Source organism: Haloferax sp. S2CR25 (assembly GCF_031624535.1).
Taxonomy (GTDB): Archaea; Halobacteriota; Halobacteria; order Halobacteriales; family Haloferacaceae; genus Haloferax; species Haloferax massiliensis.
In genome coordinates this window covers 420,382-437,339 of sequence record NZ_JAMQOO010000002.1, presented here as the reverse complement: position 1 = coordinate 437,339, position 16,958 = coordinate 420,382, and the positions used below count along the sequence as shown (strand labels likewise).

Sequence of the window (16,958 nt, the reverse complement as noted above, 5' to 3'; positions counted from 1 at the left end):
CGGTTCGGTCTTTTCTTTCGATAGCTTCTGTTGGATAGCCGCCGCCCGACTCGGCGGTGACGCGACCGGCGACTCAGGCGCGCTCGTGCTCGAACGACCGACCGAGTGCGGCATCGTCGTCGCCCCGGCGGTGGCCGGAGGCGCCGCCGCCTCCGACGCGCCAGCCGCCGTCGGCACCGCGCACCAGCGGAAGCTCTGCGCCGACGGCGTCGGAAATCTCCTCGGGGACCACGTCGCACGCCGAGGCGATGCGCTCGAACCGCGACCCGCCGGTCAGCGCCTCCGGTACCGGCACCCAGACGGTCGCGGTCCGGTCGTCGGGAGTCGCGAGCGCGAGGTCGAACCGCACGCCGTCGCTCCGGGAGAGCCGGGCGAGGCCGCTCGCGCCCCGCCGCCGCTCGGGGACGACGTTCGTGACGACCCCCGAGTCGACGTGGTCGAGCGCGCGCAGGCCGGCCACGCGGAGTTCCACGTCGCGGATGTCGGTCGGCCCGAGGACGACCGGCCGCACGAGCGTCGAGAGCGTCGCCGCCAGCCGCGCAGCGGTCCACGCCGCAACCGCGGTCGCGCCGAGCATCGCCACCGCACCGCCGACGAACACCACCGCGAGCGCGAGGAGCACGAGTTCCACTTCGACCATGTGACACGTTTCGCCGGGCGGCAAGAAAACCGTTGTTCGCCGCGGGGATGACGGTCAGGGCGCGGTGAGGGTCGCCGTCGACCGCGGATGACCAGTGGTAGAATCCCGCACACTGGACCGACGAGAACACCCTCTCGACGGCTGGAGCGCGGACGAGAGGGGAGACGTGGCCGTCGCTCCTCTCGGAAGAAAGCGTGAGAACCGCGAGACGAGACTTACTCGTAGAGCCAGGTCTCGTCGACGCGCTCGTAGTCGACGAGTTCGTCCTCGTCGAAGAAGAGCGCGATTTCGCGCTCGTTCGCGCCCTCGTCCTCGTGGTCGGAGCCGTGGATGACGTTCCGGCCGAGGTCGAGACCGTAGTCGCCGCGGATGGTGCCGGGGGCGGACTCTGCGGGGTCCGTCTCGCCCATCATGCCGCGGACCTGTCGCGTCGCATCCTGTCCTTCCCAGACCATCGCGAAGACGGGACCGGACGTGATGAACTCGACGAGACCCTCGAAGAAGGGCTTGCCCTCGTGCTCGCCGTAGTGGTCGTGGGCGAGCTCCTCGTCGATCTGCATGAACTTGCCGGCGACCATCTTGAGACCGCGGTCCTCGAAGCGGGAGACGATGTCTCCGATGAGGCCGCGCTGGACGCCGTCGGGCTTGACCATCACGAAGGTGCGCTCAGCGTCGGACATCAGTTGTCCTCCGACTTGCCGCTCGCGCGGCGGCCGGCCTCCGTCCATTCGAGGTCGCGGGCCTCGCGGCCGAGGAAGTAGTTCTTCTCGGCCTTCGAGTCCTTGAAGTGGAGGATGGTGCCGTCGGTTTTGACGTACATCGTGCCCGTGCCGGGCTCGATCTCTTCACCGCTGTAGTCGCACGTGCGCTTCTCGACCATTGTTACTGCCCTCCGATGGAGTCGGCGTCACGCTGGGTCTCGCGGAGCTGGAGGATGTCGCCCTCGCGGACGGGACCCAGCACGTTTCGCGTGATGATACGGCCCTGGTTGGAGCCTTCGCGGATGCGGCACTTGACCTGCATGGCCTCGCCGTGCATCCCAGTCTTTCCAACGACTTCGATGACTTCGGCAGGCGTCGAGTCGCTGGCTTGTTCGTCCGCGCTCATGGTCGGTTATCGAAGGTCCTCGACCTTAGTCGCGATGTCCTCGACATCGTCGGACGCGTCGCCGGCGTCGACGATGGCGGCCGCGGCACTGCCGACTTCGAGGCCGGCGGCGTGGCCGATGTCGTCCTGCGTCTCGACGAAGATGAACGGAATGCCCTTCTCGTCGGCGAGTTCGGGCAGGTGCATGACGATTTCCTCGGGGGAAACGTCTTCCGCGATGAGGACGAGCTGGGCGTTGCCCCGCTCGATGGACTTGGTCGTTTCGTTGGTTCCTTTCTTCACGATACCAGTATCTCGGGCGACCTCAAGCGCCTCGACGGCGCTGTCAGCGAGGTCGGCCGGTACGTCGAAGTCTACGTAGACAGCCATTGTTGTTCACCTATATCCTGCTCGCGGGCTCGACTCCCTCGCCGGTATCACACCGGTCGGTCGGTCGCGACCGGTCAACGATTTCCCTACGGCGAGGAGGTTCATCAACCCCGGACAGGCTGTAACCATCCTTTGCTCCGGCCCCCATAAAAGCGCTTTCAAAATCGTAGCGCCGTGCGACGCGTCCGCACGACCCGCGAATCGCCCGATCTCTCGCCGACCACAGCGCCCGGGTTTTCGTGTCGATTGCTCGCGCAATCCACTTTCGGCGGAGCGTGACGCCGCACCGGAACCACCGCTGTGTCGACCGGAACGCGGGGCCCTCGCCCGACCGAAGGAAGTGAATAGCCGCGCCGGCGTATCGCCTCTATGACCGAACTCGGCGACGACCCCGACGTCGAGGCGCTCGCCGCCGCCCGTCGCGAGGAGGCGCTGGCGACGAACCAGCGACGCCTCCTCGTCCTCGCCGGCGACCGAGACGCCGGTATCGACGCCGCCTTCGACGCGGTTCGCGGGGCCGACGTGCCCGACGACGAGGTGACGTTCGTCACCGCCCGCGAGGGCTTTCGCTTCCACCGCGTCGAACCGAAGCGCGCCTCGTCGCTCCTCGGAACGACCCGGACGCTCATCGTCCTCGACGCCCACGAGGACTTCTCGGCGAACGCGCTCGGCCGCGTCGCCGGCGCGGTCGACGGCGGCGGCCTGCTCGTTTTGCTCACCCCCTCTCTCGACGGCTGGCCGGCCCGCCGCGACTCGTTCGACGAGCGATTGGCGGTCCCGCCGTTCTCCGTCGACGACGTGGCCGGTCGCTTCCGCGGCCGACTCGTCTCGACGCTCCGGGACCACCCCGGCATCGCGCTCGTCGCCCTCGATTCGGGGACCGTCGAGCGCGACGGCGCGTACCGGCAGGGAATCAGCTTCGACGCCGCGCCGCCGCGGGTGCCGAGAGAGGGGGACCGCAGATTCCCGCGGCGCGCCTACGAGGACTGCCTCACCGCCGACCAGTCGGACGCGCTCGCCGCGCTCGAAGCTCTGACCGAACCGGGCACCGCCGTCGTCGTGGAGGCCGACCGCGGCCGCGGGAAGTCGAGCGCGGCGGGCCTCGCCGCCGGGAGTCTCGCCGCCGAGGGCGCGGACGTGGTCGTGACCGCGCCCGGAAAGCGAAACGCCGCCGAGGTGTTCGCCCGCGCGGAGCGACTCCTCTCCGAACTCGACGCGCTCCGAGGCGGCGGCGCGGACGACTTCGACATCGCGGCCGAACGCGGCGGGCGCGTCCGCTACGTCCCGCCGACGGAAGCCGGCGCGGCGGCGGCCGACGCCGACGCGCTCGTCGTGGACGAGGCCGCCGCCCTGCCCGTCAGGCTCCTCGAATCGTTCCTCGCCGCGCCCGCGGTCGCCTTCTGTACGACCGTCCGCGGCTACGAGGGCGCGGGCCGGGGCTTCGCCGTCCGCTTCCGCGACCGCCTCGCCGACGCGGACCGCGAGGTGACCGACGCGCGCCTCGACGACCCGATTCGCTACGCCGCCGGCGACCCCGTCGAGTCGTGGACGTTCCGCGCGCTCCTCCTCGACGCTCGGCCGCCGGTCGACCAGCTCGTCGCGGACGCGACGCCCGATACCGTTTCCTACCGGGCGCTTTCGCCCGACGACCTGCTGGCTGACGAACACCTGCTCCGCGAGGCGTTCGGCCTGCTCGTCCTCGCGCACTACCGGACCGAACCGGACGACCTCGCCCGCCTCCTCGACGCGCCGAACCTGACGCTCCGGGCGCTCACCCACGAGGGCCGAGTCGTCTCGGTCGCGCTCCTCGCCCGCGAGGGCGGCCTCGACGCCGACACCCGCCGGCACATGTACGACGGCGGCCGCATCCGCGGGAACATGCTCCCCGACGTGTTCACGAGCCAACTCCGCGACGAGGCGGCGGGCGTCCCCGTCGGCTACCGCGTGATGCGCATCGCCACCCACCACGCCGTCCGGTCGTCCGGCCTCGGCTCGCGGCTCCTCTCGGAGGTACGCGACGAGTTCGCGGGCGACGCGGACTACCTCGGCGTCGGCTTCGGCGCGACGCCCGAGCTCCTCTCGTTTTGGCGCGACAACGGCTACGGGACGGTCCACCTCTCGACCACCAGAAACGACACCAGCGGCGAGTACTCGGCGCTCATGATGCGCCCCCTGTCGCCCGCCGGCCGCGACCTCCGGGACCGCCACGCCGAGTGGTTCCTCGGCCGCGTCGGCGACGTGCTCGGCGACGCGCTCTCGGACCTCGACGCCGACGTGGCGCGGGCCGCCCTCGCCGCCGTCGACACCGCCGCCGAACCGGACCTCTCCGAGTACGAGTGGCGCGTCGTCGTGGGCGCGTCGTACGGGCCGGGACTCTACACGACCGCCCCCGGCGCGTTCCGGCGACTCGGCCTCGCGCACCTCACGAACCCCGAGCGCGCGTCGCTTACGCCCCGGGAGGAGCGCCTGCTCGTCCGAAAGGTGTTTCAGACGCACTCGTGGGACGCCGTCGCCGACGAACTCGACTTCCACTCCACCGCGGGTGCAATGCGCGCGCTCGGCGACGCCTACGAACCGCTCGTCGACGAGTACGGCACCGACGCGGCCCGCGCAGAGCGCGAGCGGTTCCGGTGACGGCCGGAGGTCGGAGGGCGAGTCTGTCGCCCCCTCGCCGACACACCGATAGTCGTCGGAGCCGACGCTCCCCGTATGGCCGACTGTAGCGAACCCGACTGCGAGAACGTCGCGGCGGTCAGGCTCTACGTGCCGTGGGACGCCGACAGGGACGTCTGTACGGCTCACGCGAGGGCGCTCGTCCAGCAGGACGGCGTCGTCGCCGAACCCCTCGACGGGGCCGAAGACGACTGGTCGTAAGCCGGTCGGGTGGTCGCGCGACCGGTCGCACGCGGGGCAGTCGCAGACCCACGCCTCGCTGGCGGGGGCGACGACGCGCAGAAATTCGGGGTTAGGAGCGAGGCGAGTCCGCGCTCACCGGAGCGAGACGGCCATCATCACTTCGTCGACGTAGTCGCCGTCTATCTTGTAGTGACCGTCGCGGACGGCTTCGGTCTCCCAGCCGTGGCCTTCGAGGAACGCGATTGCCTCCTCGTTGGTCGCCGGGATGCTGTTGTAGAGCTTCTCGAAGCCGCGCTCGCGCGCCCAGTCGACGCCGCGGTCGAGGAGTCTGCTCCCGATGCCGTTGCCGCGGAACTCCGGTCGCGTGCCGACCGTCAGGACGGCGGTGTGGCTCAGTTTCTCCGCCTCGGGCAGGTCGAGGTGGACCCAGCCGGCGAGTTCGTCGCCGACGGTGGCGACGAACACCATCCGGGAACTGACCTCGTTGTGTCGGAGGACGACCTCCTCGTGGTCGAGCAGGTCCGCGACCGTCTCGGCCTCGATGTACCGGCCCTCGTCAGCGACCTCGTGGATGGCGTCGACGAGGCTTTCGAGGTCGACGTTCTGGGCTATCCGAATCGTCACGTCGAGGTCGCCGAGTTCGACCGTCTCCTCCTCGCCGGGCGCGTAAGCCACCTCGACGTGGTTGCCGACCTTTCGGATGTAGCCGTCGCGTCGCAGGACGGTCAGATGCGCCCCCAGCGCCGCCGGCTCGAAGTTGAGCGCCCGCCGCACCTCGTCCTCGCGGACGGTCCCGTTGCGCTCGATGTACTCGTAGATGTCCTTGCGGTCTTTGTGTCCGAAGTTGAGACTGTCAGTTACTTCCATGGTACTCAATCACACTCATGATTAATAATTGTTGTTCGTGTCGGGTTCGCCGAGAGTCGCCGGCACCGACGGGTGAAACGGGGCCGCGGCCCCCTCAGCGCCGCTCGGGGACGCAGGTCAAGAGTTGGGCGGTATCGACCACGTCGTGGGTCCGAAGCAGGACTTCGGCGGCCTCGCGCACCGTGAAGTCCGCGTCGAGGTCGACGCCGTAGCACCGGGCGTACATGGCGAGCCAGTCGTTCATCGCCCGGTGGAGAAGTTCGAACTCCTCGCCGGTAAACGAGACCAGCCGGTCGCCCGTCCGCGCGCTGACGTACAGCGAGACCGCGGGGCCGACGCCGTCGCGGGCGCATTCGAGGGCGCGCCGGTCCGCGGCCGACGGCGGCGGCGGGTCGAACGACTCCCGCGCCTCCCGCGCCTCGGCGGCGAGGGCTCTGGCGCGCTCCCCGAACCGAACGTCTTCGGGGTGGCGCTCCTCGGCACCGCGACCGTCGGCGACGGGGCGGGCGTCCGAATGGGTCGCGTCGCGGCTCATCTTCGCACCCCCGTCACCCCCACTTGAACTCGACGCCCTTGTCGCCGCGCGGGTGGGTCCACTCGGTGTCGGCGACGACGGCGCAGGTGCCGCACTCGACGCAGGGCTGGGTGTCGAGGCTGACGACGCGCTCCTCGGTGCCGTTGGTCCGGACGACCTCCTCGCGGTAACAGCCGCCGCCGAAGTCGACCGCCGAGACCGGACAGGCCGCCACCGCGGCCCCGCTCGCCTCGTAGGACTCGTCGCGGAGCGTGATGTGCGGGTTGCCGATGTCGGTGTCGTAGGTCAGCCCGCCGATGCGGGCTTCGAGGTCCGGCGGCGTCACGGAGTTGGTCTCGCGCACTCGCGTCCCCAACTCCTCGGCGATGACCGTCGGGAGCGTGACGTAGGGCGTCCGCGTGTCCGGCATCAGCGCCGACAGCGTCGGGACGTTGTAGAGGCGTTCGAGCCGCCCCGAGAGCGCCCGGACGCCGGCGCGCCCGACCGCCGAGGTGAGCACCGAATCGACCACGCCGGTCACGCCGTCGTCCTCGGCGACGCCGCGGAGCAGTTCGTAGCCGCGGGGCCGGAGCTTCTTCATCACGCCCTCGCTCCGGAGTTTGCGGGCGTAGCGCGTCCCCGCCTTCTCCGGTTCGTTGCGCGATTTGGCCTGCGCGTACGACTCCGCGGCGAGCGCGCCGGCGGTGACGGCGTGGTTCATGCCCTTGATGATGGGCCCCTGCGCCTGCATCTGGCCGGCCGCGTCGCCGACGAGGAGCAGGCGACCGAAGTGCGGTTCGCGCAGGGCGACCTTCTTCGAGTCGGGGACGAGCTTCGCGCTGTACTCCAGTTCGGTGTAGTCGTCGCCGAGCCACTGCGCGAGGAGCGGGTGGGTCAGAAGCCCGTCCAGTAACTCGTGCGGCTCGGCCTCCTCGGCGACGAGGCTGTCGAGGTGGAACACCGTTCCGAGCGACAGCGTGTCGCGGTTCGTGTAGAGGAAGCCGCCGCCGCGGACGCCCTCGAACAGGTCGCCCGAGAACAGGTGGGCCGCGCCCTCGTCGTCGGCCACGTCGAACCGGTCGGCGATGGCGTCCTCCGGCATGTCGACGACGGCCTTGACGCCCTGGAACCACTCGTCGGGCTCGTCCCAGTCCATCAGGCCCGCGTCGCGGGCGAGTTCGGAGTTCACCCCGTCGGCCGCGACGATGACGTCGGCGGTTATCGGGTCGAGTTCGTCCAGCGTGACGCCGACGATGCGGCCCTCCTCGCGGAGCAGGCCGTTGACGTGGACGCCCGTCAGGAGGCCGCCGCCGGTCTCGCGGGTCCGCTCGTGGACGCGGTCTTCGAGCCACGAGTCCATCTTCCGCCGGAGGACCGAGTCGGACCACTCGGTGTCGTGTTCGTGCAGGTCGGTGAGGTCGAACGACTCGACCTTGTCGCCGGCGATGTTGTGGATGCGGTACTTCGTGATGGGCCGCTCGGCGGCTGCCTCGCGGAAGCCCGGAAAGAGGTCGTCGATGGTGTAGGGCGCGGACTCCTCGGCGTAGATGAGCCCGCCCGAGACGTTCTTCGACCCGGCCTCGACGCCGCGTTCGAGGACGAGCGTCTCGATGCCGTAGTTGGCGAACGTCGCGGCCGCCGCCGCGCCGCCGGGACCCGCCCCGACGACGAGCGCCTCGTAGTGTTCGTAGTCGCTCATCGGGACTCACCCCTGTCGTCCGCGCCAGCGCCAGCGCCAGCGTCGGGCGTTCCGGTCGGCGGCGTCGACGCCGCGCGCCCCCCGTCGCTGGCGACCGCCGCCTCGAACCGGCCCTCCTTGAGCGCCGTCGTCAGCCTCGGGAGGACTTCGAACAGGTCGCCCTCGATGAAGTAGTCCGAGAAGTCGCGGATTCGGGCGTCGGGGTCGGTGTTGACGGCGACGATGGTGTCCGACTCGTCCATGCCGACCTTGTGCTGGACCGCGCCGGAGATACCCGCCGCGACGTAGAGTTTCGGCGCGACGACCTGTCCCGTCTCGCCTATCTGTCGGTCCTCGTGGGTGTACTGCTCGACGTGGCCGTCGAAGTTGAACGACCCCGTGACGATGCCGCGGGTGACGCCGACGTCGGCGTCCTCGAACTGGTCGGCGAGGTCCAAGGCGAGTTCGATACCCTTCGTCGGGTCGTCGCCGATGCCGCGGCCGACCGCCACGATGACGTCGTGGCCCGTCAGGTCGACGCCCTCGTCGAGCCGGTCGAAGTCGGTGACGGTGACGCGGAACCAGTCGTCGTCGAGCGGGGCGTCGTGTTCGACCACGAGGCCCTCGCGCTCGGCGTCGGGTTCGGGCAGGTCGAAGCTCCCCGGGATGACAGACGCGCCCTGCGGGTGGAACTCCCGCGTCGGGTTGTCGATACAGAGAATCGTCGAGTACTCGAAGCCCGAGAAGTCCGGGCGCTTCATGTGCAGGACGCGCTGGAACTCCTTTTTCTCGCCGGCGACGCCGGTCTTGACCGGGTTGGAGATGACCTCCTCCGTGATGTACAGCCCCGAGCAGTCGCTGGCGAGGCCGGAGTCGAGTTCGGCCTGCACGAGCGCCGAGAGGTCCCGGCCGTTGTTCGTCGCCGGGAACAGCACGTACCGCGGCTTGTCGTAGTCGCGCCACGACTCGTCGCGGCCGTCCGTGACCTCGAAGTTCTGGTGGGTGGCTCCCGCGCGGGCCATGTCGCAGAATATCTCGGTGTACGGCTTGTGCTGGAAGCGTTCGAGCCGGGCGTCCTCGCGGACGACGACCACGTCCGCGCCGTAGGCGATGACGTCCTCGACGTGTTTCGACACGTCGGAGCCGATGAGCACCGCGACGACCCGCTCGTCGGCAGCGTAGTCGTCGTTGTACGCGTCCATCAGCTCGCGGGCCTTGCCGAGCATCTCCTTGGACACGTCCACGAGTTCGCCCGCCTGCGTCTCGCAGTAGACCCACATGTCGCGGTAGACGCCGCCGTGGAGCGACCGGACGTGCCGCTTGTCGCGGGTCGGATGGTCGAGGTCCGGATGGCGCTCCTCGGGCGGCCGTTCGTCCACCTCGACTTCCGTGTCCTCCTCGTCGCTTCCCTTCACCGAGTCGATGCGGTTGCTGATGAGTCGCTTCACCGGGTCGCGGTTCTCGCCGGCCTCCTCGCGTTCGAGGAGCGCTTCGAGCTCCGAGACCTCCTCGACGTTCTGGAGGGTGTTCCCGACTTCCGCGGTGCTCATCGACGCGAGGTCCAGTTCGTCCGCGTCCGCCGGCTCCTCGTCGTCCTCGGAGAACTTCTCGATGCGGCTCTCGATGAGCGCGACGGCCGGCGCGCGGTTCTGCCCGCGGTGTTCCGCCTGCAGAATCTCCTCTAGCTCGCCGAGGTCGTCGATGTCCTTGATGGCCGGGCCGAGCTCCGAAATCTCGTAGTCGCCGGGGTCGAAGTCGGTCACGCTCAGTCACCCCCCGCGGCCGCGGCGTCGCCGCCGTCGCCCGCCGACTGCATCGCGGACAGCACGTCCTGCATGGCCCCCGCGTCGTCCGGGTCGACCATCGTCGCCTCCCGCTCCGCCGGTGCCTTCGGAATCGGGTCGACCGACGAGACGATGGTCGGCGAGCCGTCGAGACCGATGTAGTCCGGGTCGACGTTGATGTCGGCGTGGTCCCGCACCGTCAGGTGCTCCTCGTAGTTCTCGGCGCGCGCCTTCGTCTCCTCGCGTAAGTCCTTCAGCGTCAGGCGCTCGCCCGCCGTCCGATACGACGGCTCGAACTCGGGGTCCGCGACGACGAACGCCGGAAGCTCCGTCTCGACTGTCTCTATCTCCTCGATGTCGCCTTCGACCAGTCGCTTGGCCCGCAGGGTCCCCTCCTCCTCGTCGATGTCGAGGGAGATGACGTGCGTGACGAGCGGCATGTCGAGACACCAGTCCGTCTGCGGGCCGGTGTGGCCCGTCTCCCCGTCCGCGGTCTTGAACCCGGCGAACACCACGTCCGGTTCGCCGAGCGTCTCGATGCCCGCGCTGAGGGTGATGGCCGTCGCCCACGTGTCGGCGGCCGCCATCTCGCGGTCCGAGACGAGGTGGAGGTCGTCGGCGTACACCGTCTCCATCGCCTCCTGTAACACCTCCTTGTACCCCGGCGGACCCATGCTCATCACGCTCACTCGCCCGCCGTGTCGAACCCGCGTCTGGAGCGCCGCCTCCAGCGCGAAGCGGTCGTTCGGATTCATCACTGTGGGCGTCTTTCCCCGTTCGAGATGCCCGTCCTCGTCGAACGATACCTGGCCCTCCCGGAAGTCGGGCACGCCTTTGGTAAGTACCACCATGTGCATTGAGAACACTCTCCAGTTAATGCTAGCTCATATTCATAATAATCTTTTGTACTAGGTGGCCGGAACGTCTGCGCCGCTCGGCGGCGTCGCTGGCGGCGGCGTCACCCGCAAAAAATCGGGGTTTCTTCCCTCAGATGCGTCCCGCTCGCCCGGGGTCGACGTCGATGGCGTCGACCGGGCAGACGTCGACACAGAGCATGCAGTCGATACACTGGTCTTCGTGGGTCGGTTCGGCCTTGATGTCCGACTCGGGGTGGTCGGGCGTGTCGACCCACGTGAACACGTCCACGGGGCAGTCCTCCAGACACGCCCCGTCGGCGAGACAGATGTCGAAGTCCACCGCGACGTGCGTGCCGTGGATGCCGAGTTTCTCCGGCGGTTCGACCGGTCCCCAGACGGCCACGCCGTTTTCCTCTCCGACCTTCTCTCTGTTTGCCTCGAACTGCGGGTCGATAGCCATGACTCTTAGTGACATATTCCGGTAGAGGCAATAAACTATCCCCCGAACGGGCGCGAAACCGGGTCGCGCGGCGCGCGAATCGGTGGCCCATTACACTCACCGTTTCCCGCCGCAGTCTCGACGCGCCCACTCGGTGGGGTGAATAGCCCCCGGCCCGAACCACCCCGGTATGGACGTGTTCCTCTGGATTGCGCTCGCCCTCCTGGTCCTCGGCGTCGTCGGGAGCGTGCTCCCGCTTCTCCCCGGCGCGCTCCTGTCCGTGCTCGGTGTGGTCGTCTACTGGGTGGCGTCCGGCTTTTCGGACCCCGGTCCCATCGCGTTCGTCGGGCTGACCCTCGTCGGCCTCGTCGCGCTCGTCACCGACTACGCCGGCGGGATGGTCGCCGCACGGTTCGGCGGCGCGTCGACTCGAACGTCGATTATCGCCGGCGTCGCCGGCTTCCTGCTCATGTTCCTCATCGGCCCGCTCGGCATCTTCGTCGGCGTCGCGGGCACCGTCTTCGCCCTCGAATACCTCGACCATCAGGACGCCGAAGAGAGCGGTCGGTGCGCCCTCGTCGCCACCGTCGGCGTCCTCGCCACCGCGGCGGTACAGGCCCTGTTGACGTTCTCGATGCTCGTCGGGTTCGTCCTGACCGTGGTGGTCTGAGCGCCGACCGGTTTCGCGTTCCCCCCGGTTCCCGCCGACTCACCGCTCGTCTCGACGCCGAATCAGCCCCGTCTCCGCGTCGGCGACGACCCGGGCGGGCGCGCCGTCGGCGTCCACCCGAAGCGGCATGACGTAGAGGTCGAACGTCCGGTCGGTCGGGAGCGCGTCCAACCCGCGGAGGTTCTCGACGACGAGGAGGCCCGCCCCGAGAATCGCGTGGTGGGCGGGCACGTCGTCGCCGCCGGTCGGGTCGGGGCTGAGCGCGTCGATACCGACAGACAGCCCCCGGTCCGCGCAGGCACGGGCTGTCTCCGGCGCGAGCGCCGGGTGGTCGGTCATGCGCTCGGTTCCCCACTCGTCGTCCCAGCCGGTCCGGAACACGAGGAAGTCCACACGCGGTTCGAGGTGTTCTGGAATCGCGTCCGGTCCGATTCGGCCGCGGGCCCCCGCGTCTCGGCAGTCGATGGCCCGAGCGGTGAACCGGAGGTCCTCGACCGGGAAGTCGTCGAGCGTCGCGCCGTCCGGCTCGGTGTGGGCGGGGGCATCGACGTGCGTGCCCGCGTGGGTTCCGAGTTCGAGCCGCGAGACGCGGTAGCCGTCGGCGTCGAAGTCGGCGTGCGACTCGACTGTGACTGGCGGGTCGCCGGGGTACGTCGGCATCCCCGTTTCGACGCGGCGGGTGAGGTCGAGGAGGGTCATACGACTCCTTAGGCGCGGGTGGGTAAAACGAGTGTTCGTGTCGAGAGCGACTGTCCGTCGCTCGGCTTACTTGTGCGCGAAGTAGACGACCGTCTCGTCGTCGCCGCGGTCGTCCACGCGGACGAAGCCGACGCGCTCGAACTGGACGAGTTCGTCCTCGGGCACGTCGCCGAAGTCGGGCTCAGCGACGCCCGTCACGTCGCCGTCCATGGTGCGCATGCGGACCGAGACGCCGTCGGTCGGGACCCAGTGAATCACGGCCACGTCGCCCTCGCGGACCACGTCGAGGTCGTCGCCGGTGGCGACGAGCGAGTCGCCCTCGCGGCGGACCGCGCCGAAGCCCTTCAGCCAGACGCGCTCGCCCTCGGCGGGCACGTCGCCCGATTCGAGGCGGACGCTGTCGCCGACGGGGATGTCGCGGGTGCCGCGCTCCTCGAAGCTCGGGTGGAGCGGCGGGTGGGCGCTGTCTGGGCCGCCCTCAACGGCGAACTCCTCTCCGTCTCGAACGAGGAAGTACCGGTCCGTCTCGTCGTCGACGAGGTCGCGATTGTTCGCGTACACCGTCGACATCGACAGGTCGACGTTCGAGGTGGAGGTGCCGAGGCCGACCATCGCGTCCACGATGGCCTGCCCGCGGATGCCGCGGCGGCGGAGGCTCTTGATGGTCGGCACGCGCGGGTCGTCCCAGCCTTCGACCTCGCCCGCGTCGATGAGTTCCTTGATGCTCGACGTGGACATCTTCACGTCGTAGGCGTCGACCTGCACGTGGCCCCAGTGGACGACTTCGGGGTAGTCCCAGCCGAAGTAGTCGTAGACGAACTGCTGGCGCTTCGCGGAGTCCTGCAGGTCGATGCCGCGGATGATGTGGGTGACGCCCGTGAGGTGGTCGTCGACGCCCGACTGGAAGTCGAGCATCGGCCACGCGCGGTAGTCGGCCGCCTCCTCGCGGGGGTGCGGCGTGTCTATCATGCGGAAGGCGACCCAGTCGCGGAGCGCGGGGTTCTTGTGTTCGATGTCGGTCTTGACGCGGAGGACCATCTCGCCCGAACTGTACTCGCCTGCGACCATGCCCTCGAACTCCTCGCGGGTCGTCTCGGCGTCCTTGTCGCGGTGCGGACAGGGCTTCCCGTCGTTCTTCAGGTTCGAGAACTCCTCGCCCGAACACGAACAGGTGTACGCGCCGCCCATCTCGATGAGTTCGCGGGCGTAATCGTAGTACGTCTCCACCCGGTCGGAGGCGCGAATCACGTCGTCGGGCTCGAACCCGAGGTAGTCGATGTCGTCGAGGATGGCGTCGTAGGCCGTCAGGTCCGGGCGCTTCGTCTCCGGGTCGGTGTCGTCGAACCGGACGAGGAAGGAGCCGTCGTACATCTCCTTGTACGTCCCGATGACCGCGGGCATGCGGGCGTGGCCGAGGTGCCACGGGCCGTTTGGGTTCGGCGCGGCGCGCATGCGGACCTCGTCGTACTCCTCGGCGTTCGGGAGGTCGGGAAGGAGGGCGTCGTCCGCTTCCTCCTCGGCTTCCATCTCGGCGAGTTCCTCGGGCGCGAGCTCTTCGAGTCGCTCGCGCTTTTCGTCGGCGGACAGCCGGTTGACCTCGGCGACGACGGGACCGATGAGCCCCGGAATCTCGCCGCCGTGCTGTCGGAAGTCGGGGTTCTCGCCCATCAGCGGACCCATAATCGCGCCCACGTCGGCGTCGCTGTCGTGTTTGACCGCGTTGAGAAGCGCGTGCTTCTCGGCCTCTCGCTCGATGCGCTCTCGAAGCTCGTCGTCCATTACCGTTCGCTTCCGCGGCGCGCCTAAAAACAGGCCCGGATTGCGGGGAAGGGTCCTCGCGCGGGCAGGGGTACGTCATATGTTAGCACTTCAGAGTAAATATGAGTTACGGCGCGACTCGGGGACGGAGCGGTTCGAAGAGAAAAGCGCACGGCCGCGGTTCGCGGGTTGCGGCGAGCGCGCCGCGCGTTCAGTAGCCGCGGGTGATGAGGTAGTCCGCGATGTCGCACAGCAGGTCGCGGGCCTCGTTATCCGGGAGGACGTCGAGCCGCGACTTGGCCTGTTCGGTGAGGTCTTCGGCCATCTCGCGGGCGTAGTCGATGCTTCCCGCCTCGTTCAGTTCGGCGACGGCGGCTTCGACGGCGTCTTCGGTGAGTTCCTCGGCCGTCTCGGCGTCGACGAGGTCGTCCACGTCGATGCCCTGCTGACGCGCGTGGAGCGAGATGATGGTCTCTTTGTTCTCCACGAGGTCCGAGCCGCGCTGTTTGCCGAGCTGGTCGGACGGTACGGTCAGGTCGAGCACGTCGTCTTGAATCTGGAACGCGCTCCCGGACTCGATGCCGTACTGGTAGAGCGCCTCGACGACCTCGTCGTCAGCGCCCATGATGACCGCCGGAACGGCGGCGGCGGTCCCGTAGAGAACCGCCGTCTTCAGTTCGACCATCTGGAGGTACTCGTCAGGGAGCACCTCGGTGCGGTGCTCGAATTCGATGTCGAGCGCCTGCCCCTCGCAGATCTGCGTGCAGGTGGTCGCAAGTCGGCGGACGGCTTCGAGACCGTCGGCGGGGTCAGCACCCGTCTTCGTCAGGAGTTCGAACGCCTTGGCGTACAGCGTGTCGCCGGCGAGGATGGCGGTCGAGTTGTCGTACTCCTTGTGGACCGCCGGGACGCCGCGACGGAGGTCGTCGTCGTCCATGATGTCGTCGTGGATGAGCGTGAACGACTGGATGACTTCGATGCTCACGGCCGCGACCATCACGTCGATGGCGTCGCCCGCGAGCGTCGGGAACGCCCGGTAGTCCTCCGACATCGGTTCGACGTCCGCGAGGGACTCCGCGGTCAGGAGTGAGACGGTCGGCCGGAGGCGCTTGCCGCCGGCTTGCAGGAGGTACCGGGAGGCCTCGTAGAGCCGCTCGGGCTCGGCCATCGGCACGTCCTCGTCGAGCGCCTCGTTGACGAGTTCGCGTCGCTCGCGAATCGCCTCAAGCACCCGCTTTTCCGTCGCGTCGGGAGTCATCACTCCACCAGCTGGATCATGTTGCCGTTCCGCGTGACGTGGAGGTCGCGACCGAGGGCGTAGCCCTGACTCTCCGCGAGGTCCACGTACGGAGCGAAGCCTTTCAGGTTCTGGTGAGCCGGGATGACGTGCTGGGGCTGGAGCGCCTGCAGCATCTCGTAGTGGCCCTCCTCGCGGAGGTGGCCCGAGACGTGAATCTCGTCGTAGATGCGCGCGCCCTGCATGCGGAGGAGGCGCTCGGACTGGTAGCGCTGGCCCTCGTTCGTCGGCTCCGGGATGACCCGCGCCGAGAAGATGACCTTGTCGCCGTCGTCGATCTCGTACGGCGTCTCGCCGCGGCCCATGCGGGTGAGCATCGCGCGCGGCTCGCCCTGGTGGCCCGTGACGATGGGCAGGTAGTTCTCCTTGCCCTCCTTCATGATTCGCTTGAAGGTGCGGTCGACGGACTTGCGGTGGCCGTACATCCCGAGGTCGTCGGGGAGGTCGACGAAGCCGAGGCGCTCGGCGGTGCCGGAGTACTTCTCCATCGAGCGGCCGAGGAGGACCGGCTGACGGCCGATGTCCTTGGCGAACTCGACGAGCGAGGAGACCCGAGAGATGTGCGACGAGAACGTCGTCGCGACGATGCCGCCGTCGTAGTCCTCGACGGAGGTCATCACGTCTTTGAGGTGGCGGCGCGCGACGGACTCGGAGGGCGTGCGGCCCTTCCGGCCGGCGTTCGTACAGTCTTCGATGTACGCGAGGACGCCGTTGCCCTCGCGGCCGATCTCGCGGAAGCGCTTCATGTCGATGGGGTCTTCGAGGACCGGCGAGTGGTCCATGCGCTTGTCGAGACCGTAGACGATTGCGCCCTCGGGCGTGTGGATGACCGGGTTGATGGCGTCGATGATGGAGTGGGTGACGTGGACGAATTCGAGTTCGACCTGTCCGGAGTCACCGATGGACATCGTCGACCCGGCTTCCATCTTGACGAGGTCGTTGTTGACGTTGAACTTGTTCTCGCCTTCGATCTGCTGTTTCACCAGTTCGATGGTGAAGGGCGTCGCGACGACGGGGGCGTCGTAGCGGTGGGCGAGCTTGGAGATGGCCCCGATGTGGTCGAGGTGGCCGTGCGTGGGGACGATGGCCTGCACGTCTCCTTCGAGGTCGCTCATGACCCGGTCGTCCGGGATAGCGCCCATGTCGATGAGGTCGAGGCTGTGCATCTTTTCGGTCTCGACGTTGTCGTGGATGAGGACCTGCGACAGGTTGAGACCCATGTCGAAGACGACGACGTCGTCTCCGGCACGGACGGCCGTCATCTGACGGCCGACTTCTTCGTATCCGCCTATGGTTGCGATTTCGATTTCCATGGTTTGTGTCTCGATATTCCGAGCATCGAAAGCCACGATGTGGCGAAGGTGCTCACGGAAAGACGGGTGTCTGGGGGCCACCGGCCCCGGCGTCTTGCAGCTCGTCGGTC

18 protein-coding genes are annotated in these 16,958 nt (G+C 68.6%); 3 read left to right on the top strand and 15 right to left on the bottom strand.

Features of this window, described 5'->3' with window-relative positions; all coding sequences use genetic code 11:
* Positions 1 to 73: 73 nt before the first annotated feature.
* From NDI65_RS07610 to rpl7ae, 5 genes are all read right to left on the bottom strand, one after another.
* Positions 74 to 640 (bottom strand): hypothetical protein, encoded by a 567-nt coding sequence (locus NDI65_RS07610; protein WP_310893532.1) that lies wholly within the window; start codon positions 638 to 640, stop codon positions 74 to 76.
* Between the two features lie 215 nt (positions 641 to 855).
* A complete protein-coding gene (gene ndk, locus NDI65_RS07605) occupies positions 856 to 1,320 on the bottom strand; it encodes a nucleoside-diphosphate kinase (RefSeq protein ID WP_089777438.1) in 465 nt (154 codons plus the stop codon).
* Positions 1,320 to 1,520: a 50S ribosomal protein L24e gene (locus tag NDI65_RS07600; RefSeq protein ID WP_004974594.1), complete on the bottom strand. Its 201-nt coding sequence runs from the start codon at positions 1,518 to 1,520 to the stop codon at positions 1,320 to 1,322. The genes ndk and NDI65_RS07600 overlap by 1 nt, the downstream gene beginning before the upstream one ends.
* A 2-nt stretch (positions 1,521 to 1,522) precedes the next feature.
* Positions 1,523 to 1,747 (bottom strand): 30S ribosomal protein S28e, encoded by a 225-nt coding sequence (locus NDI65_RS07595; protein ID WP_004042966.1) that lies wholly within the window; start codon positions 1,745 to 1,747, stop codon positions 1,523 to 1,525.
* Positions 1,748 to 1,753: 6 nt separating this feature from the next.
* Entirely contained in the window at positions 1,754 to 2,116 is a 363-nt protein-coding gene (gene rpl7ae, locus NDI65_RS07590; protein ID WP_004042964.1) for a 50S ribosomal protein L7Ae, read from the bottom strand.
* A gap of 369 nt (positions 2,117 to 2,485) precedes the next feature.
* On the opposite strand from rpl7ae, the gene tmcA reads away from it, so the two are divergent.
* Both tmcA and NDI65_RS07580 read left to right on the top strand, forming a co-directional pair.
* Positions 2,486 to 4,750, top strand: a complete 2,265-nt coding sequence (tmcA, locus tag NDI65_RS07585) for a tRNA(Met) cytidine acetyltransferase TmcA (protein ID WP_310893531.1) — start codon at positions 2,486 to 2,488, stop codon at positions 4,748 to 4,750.
* A gap of 75 nt (positions 4,751 to 4,825) precedes the next feature.
* On the top strand, positions 4,826 to 4,990 hold the full coding sequence (locus tag NDI65_RS07580) for a hypothetical protein (RefSeq protein WP_310893530.1): 165 nt from the start codon (positions 4,826 to 4,828) through the stop codon (positions 4,988 to 4,990).
* Between the two features lie 114 nt (positions 4,991 to 5,104).
* Here NDI65_RS07580 and NDI65_RS07575 read toward each other — a convergent pair whose 3' ends face one another.
* The 6 genes from NDI65_RS07575 to NDI65_RS07550 form a co-directional block, all read right to left on the bottom strand.
* Positions 5,105 to 5,839, bottom strand: a complete 735-nt coding sequence (locus NDI65_RS07575; RefSeq protein WP_089777437.1) for a GNAT family N-acetyltransferase — start codon at positions 5,837 to 5,839, stop codon at positions 5,105 to 5,107.
* Between the two features lie 94 nt (positions 5,840 to 5,933).
* Positions 5,934 to 6,374 carry a hypothetical protein gene (locus NDI65_RS07570; RefSeq protein WP_310893529.1) on the bottom strand — a complete coding sequence of 147 codons (441 nt, stop codon included), beginning with the start codon at positions 6,372 to 6,374 and terminating at the stop codon, positions 5,934 to 5,936.
* A gap of 13 nt (positions 6,375 to 6,387) precedes the next feature.
* Entirely contained in the window at positions 6,388 to 8,052 is a 1,665-nt protein-coding gene (locus NDI65_RS07565) for an FAD-dependent monooxygenase (protein WP_089777436.1), read from the bottom strand.
* Entirely contained in the window at positions 8,049 to 9,794 is a 1,746-nt protein-coding gene (locus NDI65_RS07560; RefSeq protein ID WP_089777435.1) for an electron transfer flavoprotein subunit alpha/FixB family protein, read from the bottom strand. Before NDI65_RS07560 ends, NDI65_RS07565 begins: the two co-directional genes overlap by 4 nt.
* 2 nt (positions 9,795 to 9,796) lie before the next feature.
* Positions 9,797 to 10,672: an electron transfer flavoprotein subunit beta gene (locus NDI65_RS07555; RefSeq protein WP_089777434.1), complete on the bottom strand. Its 876-nt coding sequence runs from the start codon at positions 10,670 to 10,672 to the stop codon at positions 9,797 to 9,799.
* A gap of 130 nt (positions 10,673 to 10,802) precedes the next feature.
* Entirely contained in the window at positions 10,803 to 11,132 is a 330-nt protein-coding gene (locus tag NDI65_RS07550) for a ferredoxin family protein (RefSeq protein ID WP_004969399.1), read from the bottom strand.
* 169 nt (positions 11,133 to 11,301) lie between these two features.
* Here NDI65_RS07550 and NDI65_RS07545 point away from each other — a divergent pair, with 169 nt between their 5' ends.
* Positions 11,302 to 11,781 carry a DUF456 domain-containing protein gene (locus NDI65_RS07545; protein ID WP_310893528.1) on the top strand — a complete coding sequence of 160 codons (480 nt, stop codon included), beginning with the start codon at positions 11,302 to 11,304 and terminating at the stop codon, positions 11,779 to 11,781.
* 39 nt (positions 11,782 to 11,820) lie between these two features.
* Here NDI65_RS07545 and NDI65_RS07540 read toward each other — a convergent pair whose 3' ends face one another.
* From NDI65_RS07540 to NDI65_RS07525, 4 genes are all read right to left on the bottom strand, one after another.
* Positions 11,821 to 12,480 carry a cyclase family protein gene (locus NDI65_RS07540; protein ID WP_007275186.1) on the bottom strand — a complete coding sequence of 220 codons (660 nt, stop codon included), beginning with the start codon at positions 12,478 to 12,480 and terminating at the stop codon, positions 11,821 to 11,823.
* A gap of 66 nt (positions 12,481 to 12,546) precedes the next feature.
* Positions 12,547 to 14,259, bottom strand: coding sequence for a glutamate--tRNA ligase (locus tag NDI65_RS07535; protein ID WP_310893527.1), 1,713 nt, complete (start codon positions 14,257 to 14,259; stop codon positions 12,547 to 12,549).
* A gap of 190 nt (positions 14,260 to 14,449) precedes the next feature.
* On the bottom strand, positions 14,450 to 15,496 hold the full coding sequence (locus NDI65_RS07530; protein ID WP_089777431.1) for a polyprenyl synthetase family protein: 1,047 nt from the start codon (positions 15,494 to 15,496) through the stop codon (positions 14,450 to 14,452).
* On the bottom strand, positions 15,496 to 16,848 hold the full coding sequence (locus tag NDI65_RS07525) for a ribonuclease J (RefSeq protein WP_004061394.1): 1,353 nt from the start codon (positions 16,846 to 16,848) through the stop codon (positions 15,496 to 15,498). The genes NDI65_RS07530 and NDI65_RS07525 overlap by 1 nt, the downstream gene beginning before the upstream one ends.
* Positions 16,849 to 16,958: the final 110 nt, after the last annotated feature.

Bases quoted from the DNA above. Each gene is read 5' to 3' on its own strand.
- NDI65_RS07575 (WP_089777437.1), bottom strand. From the start codon at position 5,839: ATGGAAGTAACTGACAGTCTCAACTTCGGACACAAAGACCGCAAGGAC.
- NDI65_RS07580 (WP_310893530.1), top strand. From the start codon at position 4,826: ATGGCCGACTGTAGCGAACCCGACTGCGAGAACGTCGCGGCGGTCAGG.
- NDI65_RS07550 (WP_004969399.1), bottom strand. From the start codon at position 11,132: ATGGCTATCGACCCGCAGTTCGAGGCAAACAGAGAGAAGGTCGGAGAG.
- NDI65_RS07540 (WP_007275186.1), bottom strand. From the start codon at position 12,480: ATGACCCTCCTCGACCTCACCCGCCGCGTCGAAACGGGGATGCCGACG.
- NDI65_RS07595 (WP_004042966.1), bottom strand. From the start codon at position 1,747: ATGAGCGCGGACGAACAAGCCAGCGACTCGACGCCTGCCGAAGTCATC.
- NDI65_RS07530 (WP_089777431.1), bottom strand. From the start codon at position 15,496: ATGACTCCCGACGCGACGGAAAAGCGGGTGCTTGAGGCGATTCGCGAG.
- ndk (WP_089777438.1), bottom strand. From the start codon at position 1,320: ATGTCCGACGCTGAGCGCACCTTCGTGATGGTCAAGCCCGACGGCGTC.
- tmcA (WP_310893531.1), top strand. From the start codon at position 2,486: ATGACCGAACTCGGCGACGACCCCGACGTCGAGGCGCTCGCCGCCGCC.
- NDI65_RS07555 (WP_089777434.1), bottom strand. From the start codon at position 10,672: ATGCACATGGTGGTACTTACCAAAGGCGTGCCCGACTTCCGGGAGGGC.
- NDI65_RS07535 (WP_310893527.1), bottom strand. From the start codon at position 14,259: ATGGACGACGAGCTTCGAGAGCGCATCGAGCGAGAGGCCGAGAAGCAC.
- NDI65_RS07610 (WP_310893532.1), bottom strand. From the start codon at position 640: ATGGTCGAAGTGGAACTCGTGCTCCTCGCGCTCGCGGTGGTGTTCGTC.
- rpl7ae (WP_004042964.1), bottom strand. From the start codon at position 2,116: ATGGCTGTCTACGTAGACTTCGACGTACCGGCCGACCTCGCTGACAGC.
- NDI65_RS07600 (WP_004974594.1), bottom strand. From the start codon at position 1,520: ATGGTCGAGAAGCGCACGTGCGACTACAGCGGTGAAGAGATCGAGCCC.
- NDI65_RS07525 (WP_004061394.1), bottom strand. From the start codon at position 16,848: ATGGAAATCGAAATCGCAACCATAGGCGGATACGAAGAAGTCGGCCGT.
- NDI65_RS07565 (WP_089777436.1), bottom strand. From the start codon at position 8,052: ATGAGCGACTACGAACACTACGAGGCGCTCGTCGTCGGGGCGGGTCCC.
- NDI65_RS07570 (WP_310893529.1), bottom strand. From the start codon at position 6,374: ATGAGCCGCGACGCGACCCATTCGGACGCCCGCCCCGTCGCCGACGGT.
- NDI65_RS07545 (WP_310893528.1), top strand. From the start codon at position 11,302: ATGGACGTGTTCCTCTGGATTGCGCTCGCCCTCCTGGTCCTCGGCGTC.